The sequence below is a fragment of the Microbulbifer maximicatervae (SeqCode) genome, assembly GCF_052468095.1.
Map to the genome: position 1 here is coordinate 3,523,157 of NZ_CP174332.1, position 21,930 is coordinate 3,545,086.

The 21,930-nt window shown below is 51.1% G+C and carries 14 protein-coding genes; 6 read left to right on the plus strand and 8 right to left on the minus strand.

Annotation, left to right across the window (positions count from 1 at the left end; all coding sequences use genetic code 11):
* Position 1: 1 nt before the first annotated feature.
* Positions 2-1,312, minus strand: a complete 1,311-nt coding sequence (gene tilS / locus ACJJIL_RS15400; protein WP_445360117.1) for a tRNA lysidine(34) synthetase TilS — start codon at positions 1,310-1,312, stop codon at positions 2-4.
* A 68-nt stretch (positions 1,313-1,380) separates the two neighbouring features.
* Complete coding sequence (locus ACJJIL_RS15405) at positions 1,381-2,610, minus strand: AraC family transcriptional regulator (protein ID WP_445360118.1); 1,230 nt, start codon at positions 2,608-2,610, stop codon at positions 1,381-1,383.
* Positions 2,611-2,927: 317 nt separating this feature from the next.
* Here ACJJIL_RS15405 and ACJJIL_RS15410 point away from each other — a divergent pair, with 317 nt between their 5' ends.
* From ACJJIL_RS15410 to ACJJIL_RS15425, 4 genes are all read left to right on the plus strand, one after another.
* On the plus strand, positions 2,928-3,521 hold the full coding sequence (locus tag ACJJIL_RS15410; RefSeq protein WP_445360119.1) for a gluconate 2-dehydrogenase subunit 3 family protein: 594 nt from the start codon (positions 2,928-2,930) through the stop codon (positions 3,519-3,521).
* An 11-nt stretch (positions 3,522-3,532) separates the two neighbouring features.
* A complete protein-coding gene (locus ACJJIL_RS15415) occupies positions 3,533-5,269 on the plus strand; it encodes a GMC oxidoreductase (RefSeq protein ID WP_445360120.1) in 1,737 nt (578 codons plus the stop codon).
* 95 nt (positions 5,270-5,364) lie between these two features.
* Positions 5,365-6,180 carry a sugar phosphate isomerase/epimerase family protein gene (locus ACJJIL_RS15420; RefSeq protein WP_445360121.1) on the plus strand — a complete coding sequence of 272 codons (816 nt, stop codon included), beginning with the start codon at positions 5,365-5,367 and terminating at the stop codon, positions 6,178-6,180.
* Positions 6,177-6,848: a DUF1349 domain-containing protein gene (locus ACJJIL_RS15425; protein ID WP_445360122.1), complete on the plus strand. Its 672-nt coding sequence runs from the start codon at positions 6,177-6,179 to the stop codon at positions 6,846-6,848. The genes ACJJIL_RS15420 and ACJJIL_RS15425 overlap by 4 nt, the downstream gene beginning before the upstream one ends.
* A 129-nt stretch (positions 6,849-6,977) precedes the next feature.
* On the opposite strand, the gene ACJJIL_RS15430 is transcribed toward ACJJIL_RS15425, so the two are convergent.
* From ACJJIL_RS15430 to ACJJIL_RS15440, 3 genes are all read right to left on the minus strand, one after another.
* Positions 6,978-7,727, minus strand: coding sequence for an alpha/beta fold hydrolase (locus tag ACJJIL_RS15430; RefSeq protein WP_445360123.1), 750 nt, complete (start codon positions 7,725-7,727; stop codon positions 6,978-6,980).
* A gap of 814 nt (positions 7,728-8,541) precedes the next feature.
* Positions 8,542-11,133, minus strand: a complete 2,592-nt coding sequence (locus ACJJIL_RS15435) for a glycoside hydrolase family 3 protein (RefSeq protein ID WP_445360124.1) — start codon at positions 11,131-11,133, stop codon at positions 8,542-8,544.
* Positions 11,134-11,518: 385 nt separating this feature from the next.
* The gene (locus ACJJIL_RS15440; RefSeq protein WP_444916480.1) at positions 11,519-12,850 is read right to left on the minus strand and encodes a sugar MFS transporter; all 1,332 of its coding nucleotides are present in this window, start codon (positions 12,848-12,850) and stop codon (positions 11,519-11,521) included.
* 524 nt (positions 12,851-13,374) lie between these two features.
* Between ACJJIL_RS15440 and ACJJIL_RS15445 the strand changes: the two genes are divergently transcribed.
* Positions 13,375-14,547 (plus strand): sensor histidine kinase, encoded by a 1,173-nt coding sequence (locus ACJJIL_RS15445; RefSeq protein ID WP_444898153.1) that lies wholly within the window; start codon positions 13,375-13,377, stop codon positions 14,545-14,547.
* Positions 14,544-15,383 (plus strand): LytR/AlgR family response regulator transcription factor, encoded by an 840-nt coding sequence (locus ACJJIL_RS15450; RefSeq protein ID WP_413664877.1) that lies wholly within the window; start codon positions 14,544-14,546, stop codon positions 15,381-15,383. The genes ACJJIL_RS15445 and ACJJIL_RS15450 overlap by 4 nt, the downstream gene beginning before the upstream one ends.
* Before the next feature lie 146 nt (positions 15,384-15,529).
* On the opposite strand, the gene ACJJIL_RS15455 is transcribed toward ACJJIL_RS15450, so the two are convergent.
* From ACJJIL_RS15455 to dnaE, 3 genes are all read right to left on the minus strand, one after another.
* Positions 15,530-16,792 (minus strand): sugar MFS transporter, encoded by a 1,263-nt coding sequence (locus ACJJIL_RS15455; protein ID WP_413664876.1) that lies wholly within the window; start codon positions 16,790-16,792, stop codon positions 15,530-15,532.
* Positions 16,793-17,310: 518 nt separating this feature from the next.
* On the minus strand, positions 17,311-18,267 hold the full coding sequence (locus ACJJIL_RS15460; RefSeq protein WP_282931792.1) for an acetyl-CoA carboxylase carboxyltransferase subunit alpha: 957 nt from the start codon (positions 18,265-18,267) through the stop codon (positions 17,311-17,313).
* A gap of 93 nt (positions 18,268-18,360) precedes the next feature.
* A complete protein-coding gene (gene dnaE / locus ACJJIL_RS15465; RefSeq protein ID WP_445360125.1) occupies positions 18,361-21,879 on the minus strand; it encodes a DNA polymerase III subunit alpha in 3,519 nt (1,172 codons plus the stop codon).
* Positions 21,880-21,930 lie beyond the last annotated feature (51 nt).

A 21,930-nucleotide genomic window follows, 5' to 3' on the forward strand; every position in this document is an offset into this window, starting at 1 on the left:
CTCAATCGAAAAACCGCCAGCCGGGTGGTTCATCCGGGATGGCGCAGCCTGCTTTGCATGAAAAGAGCCCCGCGACAGCCACCAGATCATCCCCCAAAAATACCAATGGGACACGATCCCTGAGCCAGGGCTCAAGGGCCCACTCCTGCAAGAGCTTCTTAAGCGTTTGTGACCTGGAGCGATTTACCGGGTGCGCACGCTCCCCTCCTCTGCGATAACACACTCGATAATCGTCCACTGGCCAATCCGACGAGGACCGAAGAATGCCACCCGCTGGCAGAGCCAGATTAGAGCGGCCATCCCAGTGCCAACTTTTATCGGAGCTATTGGCAATTGGCGCCAGCTCAGGGGTCAGGTAAAGGCGATTCCGAAAACGTCGTACCACTCGCCCACCCATATTAACTTCAAGCTGTGCGTCCTCTGCCGCATGAGTCACTTGGAAAAGCGCCTGATTTAATAGGGCTGACTCTGGCGGCTGCCCCCCTTGGCCCAATACCCAATGCCGCATAAGGTTTTTACGGCGCCCCTCGCTAAGGCTGAAGAAGCGAGGCAGGGCCAGACTTTCGCCAAATCGCTCTGCCTTTAAGTCAGCCTCCTCCAGGTCAGCAAGTGCCAACTCAGACAGCAAGTCGGCAGACTCCCTCAGGTTCTCCGCTGCCCGAGCGATCTGGCGACTCACTCCCCAACGTTGGTTGAGCAGTGGAACAACTCGATGCCGCAAAAAATTACGCTCCAAGGCCTCATCCGCATTGCTGTCATCTTCAATCCAGCTCAATCCGTGAGCCTCAGCCCACTGCTCTAGCTCTTTTCGCCCCGCCCTGAGTAGAGGGCGCAGTAAGTACTTATTATCTCCGATAGTTCGACTCTCGGACATACTGGCCAATCCCAACACGCCCGCGCCCCGCATTAAGCGCAGCAGGAAAGTCTCAGCTTGGTCATCCGCGTGGTGACCGAGCAGAATTTGATCACCTTCGGACATCACCTGATTGAAGGCCTCATATCTCGCCCGGCGAGCCCCCTGCTCCAATCCGCCATCTTTGTAATCAACAGTAACCTGGGTGGCTGTAAAGGGTACCGCCAGATTTTCAGCAAACTCTTTACAGTGAGCCAGCCAAATGTCCGCATTTGTATTTAGGCCATGGTGAATATGAAGCGCACGCACGGGAACCTGGCAAGTTACCAGAAGGTGCAGGAGAACAGTGGAGTCCAGACCACCAGAAAACCCCACCCACAACTGGCCGCTGGCAGGGTGGGACTTTAGTAATCCCTTTATCAGAGTTGGGAGTTTTTCAGGGGGGGCTACGGGTTTCACAAGGGGTCGAGCCAGAATCAAATTTTCAAAAGTATACCGCCAAACCCAGCAAAGGCGGCTAGAGCCCTTTAGCTGGGCTCTATAGCACCCTTCTCACTGCCAGCCCTGGCTTCGCAATTAAGCCGGCGGTACTCGGTCGGCGTCATACCCACCATTTTCTTAAAAAAGGAGTTAAATGTAGCCTTGGTGTTAAAGCCCGAGGACAACATTACCTCCATCACGGTGAGCCCCGCATTTTGCGGCTCCCGCAACATCCGTTTTGCCTCATCTATACGGTAACGGTTTACAAACTCGAAGAAGTTGCATTGAAAATGACGATTAATAGTCTGTGAAAGCAACCTGCGTGATACCTGTAACTGCCCGGACAGCTGCTCTAGTGTAAGGGCTGGAACCAAGTAAGGCTTTTCTCCCCGCATATAATTTTCAATTTGGGCTGCCAACTCCAGATCAATCTCAGGCTCCCCATTAGCATCCTGTTCCTGGTCAGAACTTACATCTTCCCCGGACTTCTCCACTTTATGCCCATCGCCCTCAAACATTGAGGAGTAACTGAGACTAAAGAAGATCATGGCGCTAACCAAAACAAATACGGCGTAGTTACTAAACAGCCCCATCGCTCCAATATCCAACTGGAGCTGCCACTCCTGCGCCAGCCCAACCGCCAGGTTAATCATCAGAGCCCAAATACGAACCAGCAAGAAGCCCCAGATCAACACCAGCAGCCAAGTCAGGTCAATTTTCTCAATACTGGAATGATTATCTCGAATCTGCCTGCGGCATCGACGCACCTCAAAAAGACACAAAACACCGAAAAGTACCCGAAGCGATTCACGAGCCAATCCCAACAAGTGATCGAACACTGAGCCAGTTGTTAAATTCTCCCCACGCAGCATGGCTGTCTTGGTTTCGCTATCAAATTGCCAGTAGGAGAAATATTCAAACACGACTGCCAGTAAAAAAGGCAGCAGGTACCAAAGGTCCCGCCTGGAAATCCTAAACCCCTCGCGAGTTAAGGAGCGGGTATACCAAAGTAACAGGGGACCTTCTAACCAGTAGGCTGCGCCAAATACAAAAAACAAGTTCGGGGAAGTCTCAATGGACCAACTGCGGAAACCCTCACCAAAATTAATCAGGATATCCAGGGGAATAGCGGCTTGCGAGAACAGAAATAGCGCCAACAAGGTATTGCTGAAACGCCGCTCACGACGAATCACTAACAACAACAGTGCAAAAAGAGCGCACTGATAACTGGTCATTATCAGAACAATATCGTGGAAATTGAATAGTAAAGCGTCCATTGATACTCAAATAGCCCTTCTACCTTCTTGAAAGGTCTAGACATTCCTGCGAAGTCGCGCCTTGATTGTGAACCGCTCTGCATGCCAGAAGTATCACGGAGTTATTCAGAGGCTCCCTAGAAAGATATTACCACTAAACCACCATCAGCCCGCCCAAATAAGGGGTAAAGCTTTAGGTAATACCTGAATTTGTACGTCCAGATTTGGGTATCACCACAAATCAAGACGACGAGCTTGAGCCCCGAAGACAAAATCTCCCTACCAGTATCGATTCACTAGAAAAGAACTAACTCTTCAAGCAACAAGAGGAGACCGGGATGATAAACCGTCGGAAATTTATTCAAGGACTGGCCACTGTGGGCGGGACCTCTCTGGCCCTAACCTGCACAGAGCAGCAAGCTCTTGCGGCAGCAGATAATTTTTTCAAATCGCGAAGAACTGACGCCTACCGGGCACGGCTTTTCTCTATTGAACAACTCACCACCCTGCACAAAATCTGCTCCTACCTGATACCCGCAACGGATACTCCCGGCGCAGCTGAAACAGAGTGCCATTTATTTATCGATCACTATTTAACCGACTGCATAGAAGAGCAGACCCAGCTAAAAACCAAAAAGCTCTTACATGAGTTGGATGAGCGTGCCACCACCCGGTATGGACACCCCTTTATTCATCTTGCTCCAGAACAATCGGTTGCTCTACTCGAATCACTCGACACCGGAATAGCCCCCTTTAACCCAGACTTACAGCAAGATTTCAGGAATCTTAAATTCCTGGTGTGCCTTGGCTACTACACCAGCTTTACCGGAGCCACCCGTGAGCTTGCTTACCAAGCAATTCCCCGTGGGTTCAAAGGTTCAGTTCCATTGGATCAAACCGGGAAGGCCTGGGGTTCACTGCCACGTATTTAAAGGAAAGCACTATGCAAAATGATGAATTATTGATCCAAAAAGAAAACCAGGTATTTGACGCAATCGTTATAGGGTCAGGTATTAGCGGTGGCTGGGCAGCAAAAGAACTAACCGAACGGGGGTTAAATACCCTGATGATAGATCGGGGCCGGATGGTAAAACACGGTCAGGACTACCCCACAGAAAACAAGGGACCTTGGGAATTCCCACTCCGTACTAAAATGAACCTGAAAGAGAAAAAAGAAATCTACCCGATACAAAGTCGTAGTATTTTTCTCAATGAAAGCACCAAGCATTTTTTCTGCAATGACAACGAACAACCCTACTCCACAGAGCCCGGTTCGGACTTTACCTGGATTCGCGGCAATCAAGTAGGGGGCAAAAGCCTTCTCTGGTTCCGGCAGTCATATAGATTTAGTAACCACGACTTTCTCGCAAACAAACGTGATGGCGTAGGAGTTGATTGGCCCATTCGCTACAAGGATATCGCTCCCTGGTACAGCAAAGTCGAACGCTTTGCCGGAATCAGTGGCAATACGGACAATATTGAGCAACTGCCAGACTCCGAATACCAACCACCATTTGAGATGTACCAGTGTGAACAAGACATCAAGTCCAGGTTTGAAAAGCAGTATCGTGATAAGCATCTCATTATTGGAAGAGCGGCTCACCTGACCAAGCCAAACCGGGAACAGGTAGCCCTAGGCCGATACAACTGCCAGGCTCGTAACCAGTGCCAACGAGGCTGCTCATTCGGCGGCTACTTTTCTACACAAAGCGCCACCATGCCAGCCGCAATGAGAACCGGCAAACTACAAATTGCCAGTAATAGCGTGGTACACAGACTTATTTATAATTCGAAAAAGAACCGAGTAGCTGGCGTAAGGGTAATCGACAGCGAAACCCTGCAACAACGAGAGTATTTTGGCCGAATCGTTTTCCTCTGCGCATCCACATTGGGCTCAACCCAAATACTCCTCAACTCAGCCAACAAGCATTTCCCCAAGGGGCTCGCCAACAGCTCTGGTGTACTGGGCCACTACCTTATGGACCACAATTACAATGCCTCAGCCCACGGCTTTATTGATGGTTATGAAGATGAGTACTTCTCCGGGTGGAGACCAACCGGCATCCTGATTCCCAATTTCCAATATCGCCCCGAACTTTACCGAAAGCACTACAAGCGCGGCTACCAGATTTCAGGAAGCGCCTATCGGCAGGACTGGCGGACAATGGCTGCTTCCGAGGGGATTGGAAAATCTTTCAAAGAAAAACTGCAACAACCTGGGCGCTGGGGATTTTGGATCGGTGCACAGGGAGAGATGTTACCGAGGCACGAAAACCAGGTCAGCCTCCACTCCACCAAAAAAGATAAGTGGGGAATCCCGCAACTACATATCAATTGCCAATGGTCTGAAAATGAGCGCCTAATGATGGAGGATGCCTGTGAGACCATGCAAGCTATGCTTAAGAATTTGGGGTTAAGTGAAGTCAGTGGACAAGTCACTAGTGATAAATATCCCCCTGGAAGTGCCATCCATGAGGTAGGCACAGCACGAATGGGTAGTGATAAAACCAACTCAGTTTTAAATGGGCACAACCAATCGCACGATATACCCAACCTTTTTGTAACCGATGGCTCCTGCTTCGCCTCTTCAGCAGTTCAAAACCCCTCTCTAACTTTTATGGCATTAACTGCTCGAGCCGCAAACTATGCAGCCGGCGAACTTTCTGCGGGGAGATTATAAAAGTGATAAGCCTACGAAATTTATCTCGCAATCTGTTTACAGCTCTTCTCTTGACAACTTTACCTACCTTAAAGTCAGTCGCAATAGAAGTTAATATGGCTACTGAGAAAATTAAACCCCAACTCGGGGTTCAACTATGGTCTGTTCGCCATGAGTTAAACCGGGACTTTTCAGGCACACTAAAAAGACTAAAAGCAGCAGGTTTTAATGCGATAGAACTGGCTACGGAACTAGGTCCGTACAAAGCAAAACCAAAGGAACTCCGCTCTCTATTGGAGCAATTAAAGCTAAAAGTGAGCGGTGCACACGTTTCTATTACCCAGCTACTCCCGGAATCAATTGATGCAACGGCCACTTATTACCAGACCCTGGGTGCCGAATACCTAATTGTTGGCTGGGACCCGAGAAGCTGGGACCCTAACGGGGTAGACAAGTTAATATCGCAGCTTCGCAGTGCGCAATCCGTTCTTTCCAAGTACGGTTTGAAAATGGGATTTCATAATCACGATAAAGAATTTTCCACTTATCAAAACACAACTTTCTGGGACTATATATCCCAGTCTACTGATGACAATTTCATTTTGCAGTTAGACATCGGCTGGGTTTCTGCGGCAGGCAAAGATCCTATCAACTATCTAAAACGATATCCGGGGCGAACCTATACCACTCACTTTAAATCCTGGGTTCCTGACGAGAATATTAACAATAAAGCTATAATCGGCATGGATCTAATAGATTGGCCTTCAATTATTGAGGCCAGTATTGAAGTCGGCGGCAGCCAGTGGATTATTCTTGAGCAGGAGACTGCGCCAAAGGGTATGAAAACAATAGAGGCACTTATAAAATCAAAAGCAAATCTTCAGCAATACCTTTCATCGTATATGTCCACTAGAAAGGATATAAAATCATGAAATACCTATCCCCCGCTCTATTGACTTTGATACTTCAAACCAGCAATTGCATAGCAATGACAGCCGCCCCAGAAACTTACAACTATTTACTAATTCCCTATCCGCTGGAAAAACAGCACACCATTCAAGAACCAAGCATCGCACCTTCAAAAATCACCATCACCGCCACAAAAGGCAGCGATTTATTCACCAATGCCGACAGCTCTTATCAAATAGACAATGCCCCAAGGTTACTTTTCGCACCGAAATCTGACTTTATTTTTTCCGCAAAAGTCTCTGTAGACCTTGAGAAAAGCTTTGATGGAGCCGCTTTAATTGTTTATGTAGACGAGGGAAACTGGGCAAAACTTCTACTTGAGAGGTTTAACTCTGGCAGAAATGGCATAGCGTCTACCGTGGCTTATGAAGGTGGTGACGATGCCTATCATATAGAAACCCAGAGGGAGTATAGCTATCTAAAAATTGCGAGGAAAGGAACTACATACTTCTTTTATCACTCAGAGGATAGCAGACACTGGTCATACCTTCGATCATTTCCCCTGCAGACCTCCAAGTCCACCAGGATTGGTTTTCTCGCCCAATCACCTACAGGCCCCAAAGTACAAGCTTTGTTTTCTGATATTAACTTTGAGGAAAAAACAATTACAGACTATATGCAGGGAACCTAACGACCCGACTATCGTCTCGAGGAAAAAACTTCGAGAGAACATTAATAACAGCCTTCGAGATACATAGCTATGACAAGCGCAACTTCTGTCATAGCTATGCATCTCGAGCCACCCGGGAAATGCTTGTCATCAAGCAGTCCGCGCCAAGGGCCTGTTTATACCAAGAAGATACCCAGAGAGAAGCTGATAAAATTCTTCAGGCTTTTCCAGCATAGGACTGTGCCCACAATCATACACTTCACAATAATCCAAATTATCATTCTGGGAGGCCAGCGACCGCCAGGATTCAGCCGGTGTTATTTGATCGAAGTCTCCCCATATTAACTTGATCGGGCATCTCACTTTCTTCAGACTGCCATAAACATCATACTTCCTACTTATATTCAGCCATTTAACCACTGATTTAAACGTTTCGTTAGTGGAGAAAATAGTATTGATATCGGCGACGCCCTTTTCGTAGTCCGGTTTCGGCAGGCGGTTAATATCCCGGAAGACCCGCTCACAAAGTGTATTTGCTGCTCCAGGTACCGATCCGCGTAAATCAGAAAGGGAAACTCCTGCCTCCAATTCCTCAAGCCCCGGGGCTCCACTGATAACCACCCCAGCTACCAGTTCAGGATATTTTGCGGCAAAATCTAACGTAATAAGCCCACTCATCGAGTTGCCGACCAAAATATTATTTTCTATATCTCCATTTAACTGGAGACACTCTCTAATCATTCCGTGCGCCGAATCCAACTTACCCATAAAAACCTCGGGGATAGATGGCTCGATAACAGTTATTTTATGCCCCTGCTGCCGGCAAGCGCCTGCAACCTGGTTCCAAATCCATCCACGCGCGAAAAGTCCTGGTAAAAAAACGATATGACAAGGTGCCATTAGTTCCTCCAATTCAATTTCAAGTTAATTTATCCGCACCATCCCCGGCACTACCATGACCGAGGACCTCAAAATGCACAAAAATCAAGTAGGGAACCAACCCACCATAACCGCCATAATTCAATGGAAGGCCAGGTCTGAAAAGTAAACACTCAAAAAAATAACCAGCAATAAGAATGCCAACTATCCAAGAGCCCTAATTTTGAGAGCGAAGCCATACTAACCAGAGTGGAATGGCAGCTTCATTTCAAATCAATTACCTTTCTGTTCCCGAGAAAATGGAATCTGCGCAAAGCCTACCCCACTCCAAAATTTAAATAAGATTAGAAAATAAAATTTATTGAATTATTTATTCGCTTGCACGTTTGCAGTGCCTGACAACTCAATACAGCACCAATAGCGGCAATAATTTTGTGACAATTAATACTATGAAGGCGTGAAATAACAAAAATCAGGAGAGGTAGATTTATCGTGGGACTACGCTATCCAATATACTAAAAAGGGAGAAGGAAATAATACACTGCGCTCGAGACCCTATGAGGCATGGATGCCGATTAGGAGCTTACAGGGATGTATTCACAGCGTGTCTCGAGTGAAGTGTATTCTTTCCTTCCACCCCAGTAGTAAATCTATGGGATAAAAGAAATAGTAATATCTGGAAAGAAGAGATTGGTGGGCAAAGAAGTGCCAACGGGATAGAACATCACACTGGCACCGTTCCTGTGAGAACAAATTATTTCAGCCGCTAACCGAAACCAAAAAAACAGGCTCCGGTTAGAACTGAGGGTAATTAGTCCCTTAAGTGTGTTGTAACTTAACCGTCACAACGAATATCAGCAGATACTCCAGCTTCCGGGGTCAACTTAACGTTGGCAACCGCAATAGCCATCGGAGCTTCACTCTCCAAGCCAAAGGCACTAAACACCTTGCCGAAATCCGCACCGGCTTTTACAAAACACTGCAGATCTACAGAAACCCGGGTCCAGCTTTTCTGCTCCATGGATTTCAGCGCAGACTCCAGCGGTACCTTGGCAGAACAGCCATCACCACAGTTCATGGTAGCCACCACTGGCTTTTCAATTGGCTGATCGACACGGATATTCAGTGTCAGCGCAGATTTCTCTTCCAGGTAGACATTCAGGTCCTGCATATATTCAGCAGACAACTGAACTGCGCCAGGACGCAGGCCTTTCCAGGTAATCAGTCGAGCATCTTCCTGGGAAGACATATCGATGGAGCTGACAGTGATGTTTTTATCGTCTCCGCTAACCGCGAAGTTACCGTGTACAGGTACAACCTCTGCCCCAGCTTCAGCAATATTCAACACCCAGGGAGCTTGCGGGCGGGATACCAACAGCCAGGCTTCTTCCAAACCGCCACCGGCACTGGATTCACTGGTCTCCGGCAATTCGTTACTCACCAGGGATTCCTGTTCAGCAGCCAGGCCATAGCCCAACTCAAACAGTGGCTCGTAATTGTCGTGGTATGGATTCAGGACATTCTGATAGCTGTGCATTGGCCAGCTAAATGGCAGCTTGCCGGTAAAGTCGTAACGGGCTTCCCCATCGGCGCCTTTAATCAGCACATCCGCAACACCAGCACCTTCAGAGCCAGGCAGCCAGGCGGCAACAAAGGCATCGGATGCATTCAATTCACTGTTAATCCAAAGCGGACGGCCGGACAGGAATACACTGACTACCTGAACACCTTGCTCGCGCAGTTTTTTCAGCAGCGCCAAATCCTTCTTGTTACCGCGCTGGTATTCCAGGTTGGTAATATCGCCGTGCCACTCTGCATAGGGCTCTTCGCCAAATACAACAACAGCAACCTTGGGTGCCTTACCATTGGCAAAAGTAGCATCTGAGAAGCTGCCATCCGCACTCAATACCGCTTCACCGCCAGCAGCTTTAACCGCCGATGAAATACCTTCAAAGATTGAAGTCGCACCGGGGAAGTCTGCGCGCGTGTTGCCGGTACCCTGCCAGGAAATCGTCCAACCACCACTCTGCTTGGACAGGTTATCCGCACCATCGCCGGCAACCAGAATATTCTGGTCAGCAGCCAATGGCAGCAGCTGGTCGTTGTTTTTCAGCAATACCAGGGATTTGCGTACCGCTTCACGAGCGATTGCGCGGTGCTCCGGGTTGCCCAGGATGCCGTCTTTGCCTGCCAGCGGCATATTGCGGTCAAACAGACCGGCACGGATCTTCACTCGCAAGATACGGCGAACCGCATCATCGATACGCTCTGCACCGATTTCACCGCTTTTGGCCTGGGCCAGGGTGTTGTTGTACAGGGCTTTCCAGTCCGCCGGCACCATAAACATATCCAGGCCGGCATTAATCGCCGCTGCACAGCTCTCTACAGTGCAACCGGGCACGAAACCGTGGCCATTCCAGTCGCCCACCACAAAGCCATCAAAACCAAGGCGCTCTTTCAAAACAGTGGTCAGAAGGTATTTGTGGCCGTGGAGTTTTTCACCGTTCCAGCTATTGAATGAAGCCATAACGGTCTGTACGCCTGCCGGCAGAGATGTCAGGTAACCCGCTGCATGGACTTCTGCCAGTTCTTTTTCCGGAACCGCATTATCACCTCGGTCAATTCCTCGATTCGTACCACCGTCACCGACAAAGTGCTTGGCAGTGGCTACCAGATTTTCGCCGCGCAGGAATTCAGCGCTGGACTTTTCGCCCTGGAGCCCCTTCACCATTGCCTCGGCATAATCCGCAACAATCTTGGGATCTTCGGAATAGCTCTCGTAAGTTCTGCCCCAGCGGTCATCGCGGACTACCGCGACGGTGGGAGCGAAAGTCCAATCAATACCGGTCACTGCCACTTCGCGGGCGGTGGCGCTGCCAATACGCTCAATCAGCTCCGGGTCTTGAGCGGCACCCAAACCAATATTGTGAGGGAACAGAGTCGCACCGATCACATTGTTGTGGCCGTGAACCGCATCGGAACCCCAGATCAGGGGAATCGCAACACCACCATCGGAAGTGTCCATAGAAGCCTTAAAGAAGGCGTCAGAAAGGGCCAACCAGTCTTGGGGGGTGGCGAACTTGTCATTGTTCGGGAAGGCGCCACCACCATTCAATACGGAACCCAGGTGATAGGTCTTCACATCTTCAGGAGTAACGCTGCGGATTTCCGCCTGGATCATCTGACCCACTTTCTCTTCCAGAGACATGCGGGACATGATTTCAGTGATTTGGGTTTCCAGCTTTTCATCGCGTGGTAAGGCTGGCTTGAGTTCAGGCCAGTTGTCGATGCCCTCGGCGGCACTGGTGCCAGTATCGGCCTGCGCTTTATCGGCTTTTGGCTCAGTTTGTTGGCTCTCGGAATGACACCCGGCGAGCACAGAAGCACAGAGCACAAAGCCCAGCGAAAATCGCTTACTAAAATTCACGAATAACTCCCAAAATTATTCCACGCTTGTTAACTGGCTCTACGAGTTGCGCTCAGACAAACTTCAGAGGAAATATCTCCAAAGCCCTACACCCAGCGCGACCTACTATCGCCATATTTATTATGCCGCACATCACCTGCCCCGGCAGTTGTACACGGTCTGCCTCCACCGAGCTGAAATATTAGAGATAACTCCAAACCCAGCTCTCGTCGGAATCTAGTTCTGCGAATGCCGTATGCACCGAACGGCCATAAAACTAAGTCATGGCTACCCTGTGGGCACAGTCCGCAATGACAACAAATTGCAGTACTTGTCTCTATAGGCCAATAGAAATCCGATGGGCTGGTCCAAATCGCAGACAAGGCGGAAAGGACAAATGAAGGCTTTACTCCGCCGCGCTACCGCGCAGGGTTCGCGAAAAAGCGCCGTAATAAACGATGTAGCAGTAACAAACCAGAGGCACCAAAAATGAATACTGGATACCGGCACTATCGGCCAGCATCCCCTGGAATAGAGGAATAACTGCACCGCCGACGATTGCCATACACAGAACACCGCTACCCTGGCTGGTATGTTTGCCCAGCCCACGCAAGGCCAGGCTGAATATGGTCGGGAACATAATCGAGTTACACAGGCCCACTGCAACTATGGACCAGACAGCAATCGGGCCAGACGTCATCATCGCGATGGCAATAAGCACCACCGAACCCAGACCACAAACCGCTAGAGTTTTTCCCGCAGAAACAAAGCGCAGCAAAAAGGCCCCGGCAAAGCGCCCTATCATCGCCCCACCCCAGTAATAGGAGACATACTTTGACGCTTCAAAAGGAGCCATCTTGGCCACTGATGGCTCACCAAAGAAACTCACCAGAAAACTGCCAATAGCCACCTCCGCACCCACATAGGCAAAAATACCTACAGCCCCCAGGGTCAAGCGGGGGAAACGCCACAGAGAAAACACATCGTGACCATCCGCCCCTCCACCTTGTTGGTGCTCGGGAATAGCTGGCAACCTGATCCAGGAAAATAAAGCGACCATTACCAGGAGAAGTACGGCCAACCAGAAATAAGGGGTCTCAACCAAAGCCGCTTCGCGAGCCCTGAACTCGATAATACTCGCCGCTGTATCCGGGTCAGCGGAAATAGTGAGCCCAGCAAAGAAAACTGCGCCGCCAATCACCGGTGCCAAGGTAGTTCCGAGGGAGTTAAAAGCCTGGGTCAGATTCAGTCGACTGGGCGCCGTGCGAGCACTGCCCAGCGCAATAACATAGGGGTTTGCGGAAACCTGCAGCAGGGTAATACCGGAAGCCAGAACAAACAGCCCCAGCAAAAACACTTCGTAGATTTGCAGGCGGGCAGCGGGAATAAAGACCAGGCAGCCCGCACAAGCCACCAAAAGCCCGAGCACCAGCCCAAGCTGATAGCCAACCCGCCTCAACAACATGCCTGCCGGCACGGATACCAGGAAATAGGCGGCAAAAAAGTAAAACTGCACCAAGACAGCTTTGGTGTAACTCAACTCAAAAACATTTTTTAAGTGCGGCACCAGCACATCGTTCAGGCCGGTAATAAATCCCCAAATTAGAAATAGGGACGTAAGTGCAATTAAATTGATATAGCGCGGGGCAACGCCGGCCGCTACTCCAGCACGGGCATCAGTGTCATATTTAGCCATCTCGCTCGAGGAGAACCCCGATTCGGGCAACATCTGGCTCATCGGAAACCGATCCCCAAATCAAAACTATTTCTTACTAGCGGTTTGTCCATTCACCCGGAATTTTTTCCGCCACCACAACATTTTCAACAGAAGCCAATATCACCCCTGCAACTGTGGATTCATTCAAGCCGTTAAAGGCCCTGCACATTTTTACCACAATTACTGGCAACTACCTATCTACTCAACCAAATTTCAAATTACCGTTTTTGACCAGATAGACAATCTAATAGTGTCGAACTGGATAAACAGAAGTACCACTGAACTTTGCTATCAAAGAAGCTCTGACCGATTTACTCGGGTTTAAAAATAGAGAGGAGTTGTCTTCTGAATCGAGATTGCCGAAAATTACTCGACTATTCACCCCGAAATCAGATAGAAAGGACTTTCTCGGGGATGAGTAGGAAGCGTGGCGCTATCCCCCCTAGCGGGTCACGTTTCTGCAAGGTAATATTTCGCGGATAATAATGAACGCGACGATGAGCGTCTATCCCGTCCTTTTCACAATACTAAATATGCGGGAAATCATGCAGTACTCGACCCGTCTGGAAACGAGACCGAACACTGAAATTCAGTCGACCCGCTGGTTCTGGAAACTGCAGCTGGTCAGCTGGGTTGGCATACTGCTGGTCACTTTTCTCTCCCTGACTCTGTGGCACTCCCCGACTGAGTGGCCCCACTTCGAGCCGGTCAATACAGTATTCCAGTGCGCTATTGCATTTTTATTATCCCTGTTTCTAAAACCAATTTTTGATGTTGCCTGGGAATCAGAACTCGCTTTCCGCACCGTAATCTACCTTTTGGCGGTGGCAGTTATTTCTGGAATATGGACCTTGGTTCGTATGGAGGCCTACATACGCCTCAGCGGTGAACACTCGATTTGGTCTGAGTTCGGCGGCTGGTATTACGCTTCTTTATTTGTGTTTCTATTCTGGAGCGCCCTGTACTGCGGGGTAAAATATCACTTCCTACTCAATGAAGAGCACAAAAAAATGCTGGAGGTCGCAGCAGTACATGAGCGGGAGCAGCTCCGCAGACTTCAGGCAGAGGCCATCGCCAATGAGGCGCAACTAAAAATGTTGCGCTACCAGCTCAACCCCCACTTTCTCTTCAATACGCTCAACTCCATTAACGCCCTGATTCGATTCCAGCAAGCTGATGAAGCGCGGGAAATGGTTGTGCGTCTCAGTGATTTTTTAAGGCTCTCCCTAAAAGAAGATCCGATGCAGAAAGTTGAACTTGAACGAGAGATCGAGGCGGTATTGCTTTATTTGGAGATTGAAAAAACCCGCTTTGCCGACAGGTTGTCCGTAGACCTGTCGATCGATGAAACCGTGCGCCGCGCACAAGTGCCCAGCATGTTGCTGCAACCACTGGTGGAAAACTCGGTGAAATATGCCATAGCCCCCAACGAAATGGGGGGCACTATCGGTATCCACGCACACAACACCGATGATCGCCTGGTGCTGGAAGTCTACGATACCGGCTGCCCAGATCACTTTGCCAGCGAATGTGACCCGGAATCCTCCTCAACAGGAGTGGGGCTTAAAAACGTGCGCGAACGATTATCCACGCTCTACCCTCAAGATTTCAAAATAGAACAAAACAAAAACTCTGATGGCGGCATGCAAGTACTCATCAATATTCCACTGGAAATTTCCAACCCATCAACCCACCTGACACAGGGAGAAGTTCAATGAGCAAGCTCAGCGTTGTACTGGTGGACGACGAGCCCCTGGCTTTAAGACTACTGAAAAGTATGCTCGAAGAACGCAAGGACCTGGATATTCTCGCCTGTTGTCGCAATGGCCGGGAAGCTGTCCAAGCAGTTTCAGAGCACAACCCGGACCTACTCATTCTCGATGTGCAGATGCCAGGAATGAACGGTTTTGATGTGGTGCGCAACCTTCAGGCTGACACCATGCCTCTGGTCATCTTTGCCACAGCCTACGACCAATACGCCCTTAAGGCCTTTGAAGTCCACGCGGTTGACTATGTGCTCAAGCCACTGGACCCGCGCCGACTGGAAACCGCCCTCGATCGGGCCCGCCAGCGCCAGGCACAGATGATATCCAAAGGAGAGGATGGCCATCAGGAAGAGAAAAATCGCCTGATGCGATCTTTCGAAAGCAGTGCCGGCAAAGCATCAAGCGGAGAGAACGCCGCTACTTCAACCCAGCGTCTCGCCATTAAAGACCGGGGCAGTATCACCATGGTTAGCCAACCGGATATCGAGTGGATCGATGCGGCGGGTGACTATATGTGTGTGCATGCCAAAGGGGAAACCCATGTAATGCGCAGCACTATTAAAGACCTGCAAAAACAACTCTGCCCAGACACTTTTAAACGCATTCACAGGTCCACACTGGTTAACCTGAACTTTATTGTACATATCAAGGTTTTAACCAAAGGCGAGTACTTTCTCACCCTGAGCAGCGGTGCAAAACTGAAAGTAAGTCGCAACTATCGCTTACCGATCAAAGAGTTTCTCGACTCCAACAAACAGTCTGATCTAACTGCCCCCCAAGCTTCCTAACCCCCAACCTCTCTAAAACTGGCAGGGATCGCCGGTACCCCCTCCCCCCACAATCAAATACATTTCAAATTGGCCATTTATTCCGGACACAAAAAAGCCGGCATAAAAATGCCGGCAAACGAGCTCAGAAGAGAAGAAAAGAAAACTTAAGCGCGTTTATCTGTACGGTGTCCTGAGAGACCGTAGTAGAGAATATAGAGGTAACAGAAGATCGGCAGAACGAACGCCAATTGGATACCAATTTGGTCAGCCAGAAGCCCCTGTAACAACGGCACAATAGCACCGCCTACAATGGCCAAGCATAAGATTCCGGAGCCCTGACTGGTCGATGGGCCCAGCTTGGCCAGCGCCAAACTAAAGATAGTCGGGAACATAATAGAGTTGCACAGACCCACAGCCAGTACCGCCCACATCGCCAGATAGCCGCTACCCGTAACAGTAATTAACAACAATACACAGGAGCCGATAGAGCAGATTGCGAGCACTTTGCCAGCAGAGATAAAGCGCATAATTAAAGCGCCGGCAAAGCGACCAACCATAGCGCCACCCCAATACAGGGAGATATAGAAGGCGGCTTCAGACTCTTCCAAACCGGCGATGGAATCCTCAGCGATAAAGTTCACCAGGAAGCTACCGATAGAGACTTCAGCACCCACGTAGACAAAAATAGCGATCGCGCCCAACACCAAGTGACGGTAGCTCCAGGCGGAAGCGGCTTCAGTATTGGAAACAGACTCAGAAGTTGCACTACTGACAATTGCCGGCAAATTCAAAAATGCGAAAACAATAGCCAGGATCGCCAGCGCGGAGGCCAGGATCAGGTAAGGTACTTCAATAACAGCAGCGCTGGCAGCACCCGCTGCAACACCGGCAGCGGGTAAAATCAGCAATGCACCAAATTGAGGGGCGATAGTGGTACCCAGGGAGTTAAAGCCTTGGGTCAGGGTCAGGCGGCTGGGCGCCGTGCGCTCATCGCCCAGTGCAGTCACATAAGGGTTGGCGGAAACCTGTAAAATAGTAATACCGGAAGCCAGAATAAACAGAGCACCGAGGAACAGTGCATAGACTTCCATTCTTTCAGCGGGAATAAACAGCAAACAGCCAACCACTGAAATACTTAAGCCGGTCACAATCCCTTTCTGATAACCAATTTTACTGACCAGGGCACCAGCAGGCAGGGAAACGAGGAAATAAGCACCAAAAAAGCAGAACTGCACCAGCATTGCCTGGGCATAGTTCAGCTCGAAAATTCCTTTCAAGTAGGGAATCAAAATATCATTCAGGCAGGTGATAAAGCCCCACATAAAAAATAGTGAGGTCAGCGCCACCAGGGCAAACCTGTGCCCCGACTGGTCACCCGTCGGTATCTGCGCAGCATCCGTTGCTGTATTACTCTGCATTATTGCCATAATTATTAATCCTGAGACTTCAGCTCACAGGCCTCTCCGGTCGATATTTTTATCCGGGCAAACCTGTGCCTATTGCACCAATCTTTATTGTTGGTACTTTCTATCATGGAGGTAGCGCCGCCTCAGAGGGCTTTTCGATAAGGGGGTTCAAAATGGGGGCAGCGTGGACATTCAGCGGCCGCCAGGCTCCAGACTGTCTGCTATCGGGCCAGCTGAAGCGCTTTCTCAACGGCTTCCCCCGAAAGAGTAGATCAACCTGTTTGAGTACTTTATTCCCCTCTAAGACTTCCCGGGAGTCCAATAACCTAGCTGCATTGACAAGCCTGACCACAAGGCGGCCCTGTAAATAGTGCACTTTTCAGGCAAAGGGACAGCGAAGGGGAAAACTCAATCGCGTGGAAAATGACACGTAACCGCAAGTGTCTATGAGTAGGGAAAGAAGGGGCTAGGAGGGAAACACCAACCGCGCACAAGGGTAATAAATTTATACCCTTGGCGCGGCGGGAAAGGAATCAAGCTTAGGAAACAATATTGCCGTAGCTCATCAGGCGCTGATAGCGCTTCTCCAGCAGCTCATCAATGGGGATGCTGCTCAGCTGGTCCAGCTGCTCGCTGAGACGGTCTTTGAGATTATTGGCCATTGCATCCGGGTCGCGGTGAGCGCCACCGAGAGGTTCGGGGATGGTTTCATCCACAATACCCAACTCTTCCAACACGCTGGAGGTCACCCCCATCGCCTCAGCGGCCAAAGGCGCTTTCTCAACAGTTTTCCAGATAATGTTGGCGCAACCCTCAGGAGAAATCACAAAGTAGGTGGAGTACTGCAGCATGTTCAGCTGGTCACCCACACCGATCGCCAGTGCACCACCGGAGGAACCTTCACCAATCACGGTACAAATAATCGGCGTGCGCAGGCGGGACATCACTGCCAGATTCTGGGCGATGGCTTCACTGATACCGCGCTCTTCACTGTCGATACCCGGATAGGCTCCCGGGGTGTCGATCAGGGTCAGAACCGGCATTTTAAAGCGCTCGGCCATTTCCATAACACGCAGGGCTTTGCGGTAACCCTCCGGCTTCGGCATACCAAAGTTACGCGCAACCTTCTCGTTTACAGAGCGGCCTTTCTCTTCACCAATCACCGCTACCGGCTTGCCATTTAAGCGCGCGATACCGGCGATAATCGCCTTGTCATCACCAAAGTGACGGTCGCCGTGCAGCTCATCCCAATCGGTAAATAAACGCTCGATATAGTCCTTTGAATAGGGACGTTGCGGATGGCGGGCTACCTGTACGACCTGCCACGGGCTCAGGTCGGAGTAGATGGACTCGGTCAAAGTTCTACTCTTCTCCCGCAACCGGGTAACTTCATCGGCGATATTCAGCTCGTTGTCATCACCCACAAGCTGCAGCTCTTTTATCTTGCCTTCCAGCTCTGCAATTGGCTGCTCAAACTCGAGAAAATTAAAATTCATGAAATCTGCGCCTTTAACTCTTTTTGTTACCACCGGGCTATCACAGCGGCATAGCTTAACTGTACAGAACCAGCCAGTCGAGCCCGGTAGATTTTAACGCCGTTGTGCGTATTGAAGCGCCACCTGCTCACGTCCCAACAGTTCCCTGAGAGACTGGACCATCTGGTCGTTTGGTTCTACGTTCCACTGCGGCGGCAGTCGGTACAAGCCCCGGGCATCGTGGCGGGAAACCTCAAGGCTGACCCCGCACTGACCACCGGTATAGGGTTGCAGGCAAGCGGCCAGCCGCTTGGCCAGCCCCGGTGCCACACTGCCGCTATCCACTCGCAAACGCACCCCGGTTACCCGGCTCTGGCGCAGCTCATCGAGCGTGGAAACGCTGTTTACTGTCATCTTCAGGCCGCCGCTGTAATCGTCAGTGGCAACCGGTCCATCCAATACCAGCAGAGCATCCTTGGCCAACTTGTCTCTATGTTCGCCAAAGGCCTCGCTGAACATGGCCGCTTCAATACGGCCACTGCGGTCATCCAGGGTAACAATAGCCATGGAATCACCGCGTTTTGTTTTCATTACCCGCATCGCCACAACCAGACCCGCAACTTTTTGCGATTCCCGGCCGGGTTTCAAATCGGCGATTCGCGCCTTCACCAGGTGTTGTAACTCACCGGCATACTCGTCAATCGGGTGCCCAGTGAGATACAGACCCAGGGTATTCTTTTCGCCTTCCAGGCGCTCGCGGATACTCCAGCAGCGTGTGCGGCGGAAATCCTCGTACACATCGCCTTCGGATGCCTGGGGCACCACTTCGCCAAACAGGTCCATCATGCCCGCATTGGCATTGGCCTTTTGCTGTTCCGCCGCTTTTACCGCTTCATCCAGCGCGTTAAACAGCACAGCGCGGGAGTAATCCAAGCCGTCGGCACCATTGGTATCCGGGCCTATGCTATCCAGTGCTCCGGAGCGCACCAGTGCCTCCAGCGCGCGCTTGTTCACCTTGCGCGGATCGACCCGCGAGCAGAAGTCGAACAAATCGGTAAAGGGACCACCCTCTTCCCGCGCCGCAATAATATTTTCAATCGGACCTTCACCCAGGCCCTTAATCGCACCGAGACCGTAGATAATGCGGTTGTCGATATCCACCGAGAACTGGAAGCTACCCAGATTCACATCCGGCGGCACCAGCACCAGCTCCATGGCTCGGCACTCTTCAATAAAGGTCACCACCTTATCGGTCTTATCCATATCCGAAGACATGGTCGCCGCCATAAACTGGGCGGGATAGTGCGCTTTCAGCCAAGCGGTCTGGTATGACACCAGTGCGTAAGCTGCAGAGTGCGATTTGTTAAAACCATAGCCTGCGAACTTCTCTACCAGGTCGAAGATCTTAATCGCAAGTTCGGGGTCAATTCCTTGCTCTTTTGCCCCATTTTCAAAAGTGGCCCTCTGTTTGGCCATTTCCTCCGGTTTCTTTTTACCCATCGCCCGGCGCAACAGGTCAGCGCCACCGAGGGTATAGCCCGCCAACTCCTGGGCGATCTGCATAACCTGTTCCTGGTAAACAATAACCCCGTAAGTGGGCTCCAGGATCGGTTGCAGTTTCTCGTGCTGGTATTTGGCATCCGGGTAGGCCACCTGGGCGCGACCGTGCTTACGGTTAATAAAGTCATCAACCATGCCTGATTGCAGCGGACCCGGACGGAACAGGGCCACCAGGGCGATCATATCTTCCAGGTTGTCCGGCTGTAGGCGCTTGATCAGGTCCTTCATACCCCGGGATTCCAGCTGGAATACCGCCGTGGTCTCTGCCCGTTTGAGCATCTTGAAGGTTTCTTCATCGTCCAGCGGCAGCGCGGCAATATCCAGGGGCTCCTCACCCTCACGCGCGCGGGTCTCGTCCACCATGCGCTTGGCCCAGTCGATGATGGTCAGCGTCCGCAGACCGAGGAAGTCGAACTTCACCAGGCCCGCATCTTCCACATCGTTTTTATCGAACTGAGTTACCAGACCCGCGCCGGTCTCATCACAGTAGAGCGGCGCAAAGTCGGTAAGCTTGGTGGGGGCGATAACCACACCACCGGCGTGCTTACCCACGTTACGGGAGACCCCTTCGAGTTGCAGGGCCATCTCCCAGATTTCCTGGCCCTCATCGTCGTGGTCGAGGAATTCTCGCAGGATCTCTTCCTGGTCGAAGGCCTTTTGCAGGGTCATGCCCACATCGGGGGGAATCATTTTGGACAGCTTGTCGGCGAGGCCGTAGGACTTGCCCTGCACCCGCGCCACATCCCGCACCACCGCCTTCGCAGCCATGGTTCCGAAGGTGATAATCTGGCTCACCGCCTGGCGGCCATAGTTATCCGCAACGTAGCCAATTACCCGGTCTCGCTTCTCCATACAGAAGTCGATATCGAAGTCGGGCATCGAAACCCGCTCCGGGTTCAGGAATCGTTCGAACAGCAGATCGTATTGCAGCGGGTCCAGATCGGTAATATCCAGCGAGTAGGCCACCAGGGAGCCGGCACCGGAACCCCGCCCCGGGCCCACCGGGATATCGTGGTCTTTGGCCCACTGGATAAAGTCCATTACGATCAGGAAGTAACCGGGGAATCCCATCTGGATAATGATATCCAGCTCAAAGCGCAGGCGGTCTTCGTAGACCTGGCGACGCTCGGCATAGTCCGCAGCAGACTTGTCGAGGATGGTGGCGAGGCGCCGCTCCATACCTTCATAGGAGACTTTTTCGAAGAACTGGTCTTCGGTCATACCCTCGGGAATCGGATATTCCGGCAGGAAGTATTTACCCAGCTGGATCGGTGCGGAGCAGCGCTTGGCGATCTCCACAGTGTTTTCCAGGGCTTCGGGGATATCGCTAAACAGCTCCCACATCTCTTCCGGTGTGCGGAAATACTGCTGTGCGGAATAGCGGCGTTCGCGGCGGGGATCATCGAGAGCGCGGCCTTCGTGAATACAGACGCGCACCTCGTGGGCCTCGAACTCGCTCTCATCCATAAAGCGCACATCGTTAGTGGCTACCACTGGCAAGTTCAGGTTCTGGGCCAACTTCACCGCCGAGTGCAGGTAGTCCTCATCTCCGGCGCGACCGGTGCGCTGTAACTCCAGGTAGTAGCGGCCGGGGAATAACTCCGCCCACTCCCGTGCCAGCTCCTCTGCTTGGGCGCGGCGCCCCGCTACCAGGGCACGGCCCACATCGCCGTACTTGGCACCGGACAGCATCAGCACCCCTTCGCTGTACTCCTTAACCCATTCGCGCTTGATATAGGCGTTACCGTGGTACTGCCCCTCCATCCAGGCGCGGGAAATCAGCTCGGTAATATTGCGGTAGCCGTCGGCGTTCATCGCATAGAGCGTGATCAGCGTAGGCTTGCCTTCGCCGCCTTCGCTGAGCCAAAAATCCGCTGCGGTAATCGGCTTGATACCGGAACCCAAACAGGCCCGGTAAAATTTAATCTGCCCGTAGAGGTTGCACTGGTCGGTAATCGCCAGGGCTGGCATTTCCAGCTCCTGGGCGCGGGCGATGGCCGGCTTGATTCTTACCAGGCCATCGATCAGGGAAAATTCTGAGTGAATTCTTAGGTGGACAAAGGGTTGGGTCATAGTCGCATTTAGTTCCGGGCCCTGCGAGGCCCGGCCCCGACAAAGCGCTAT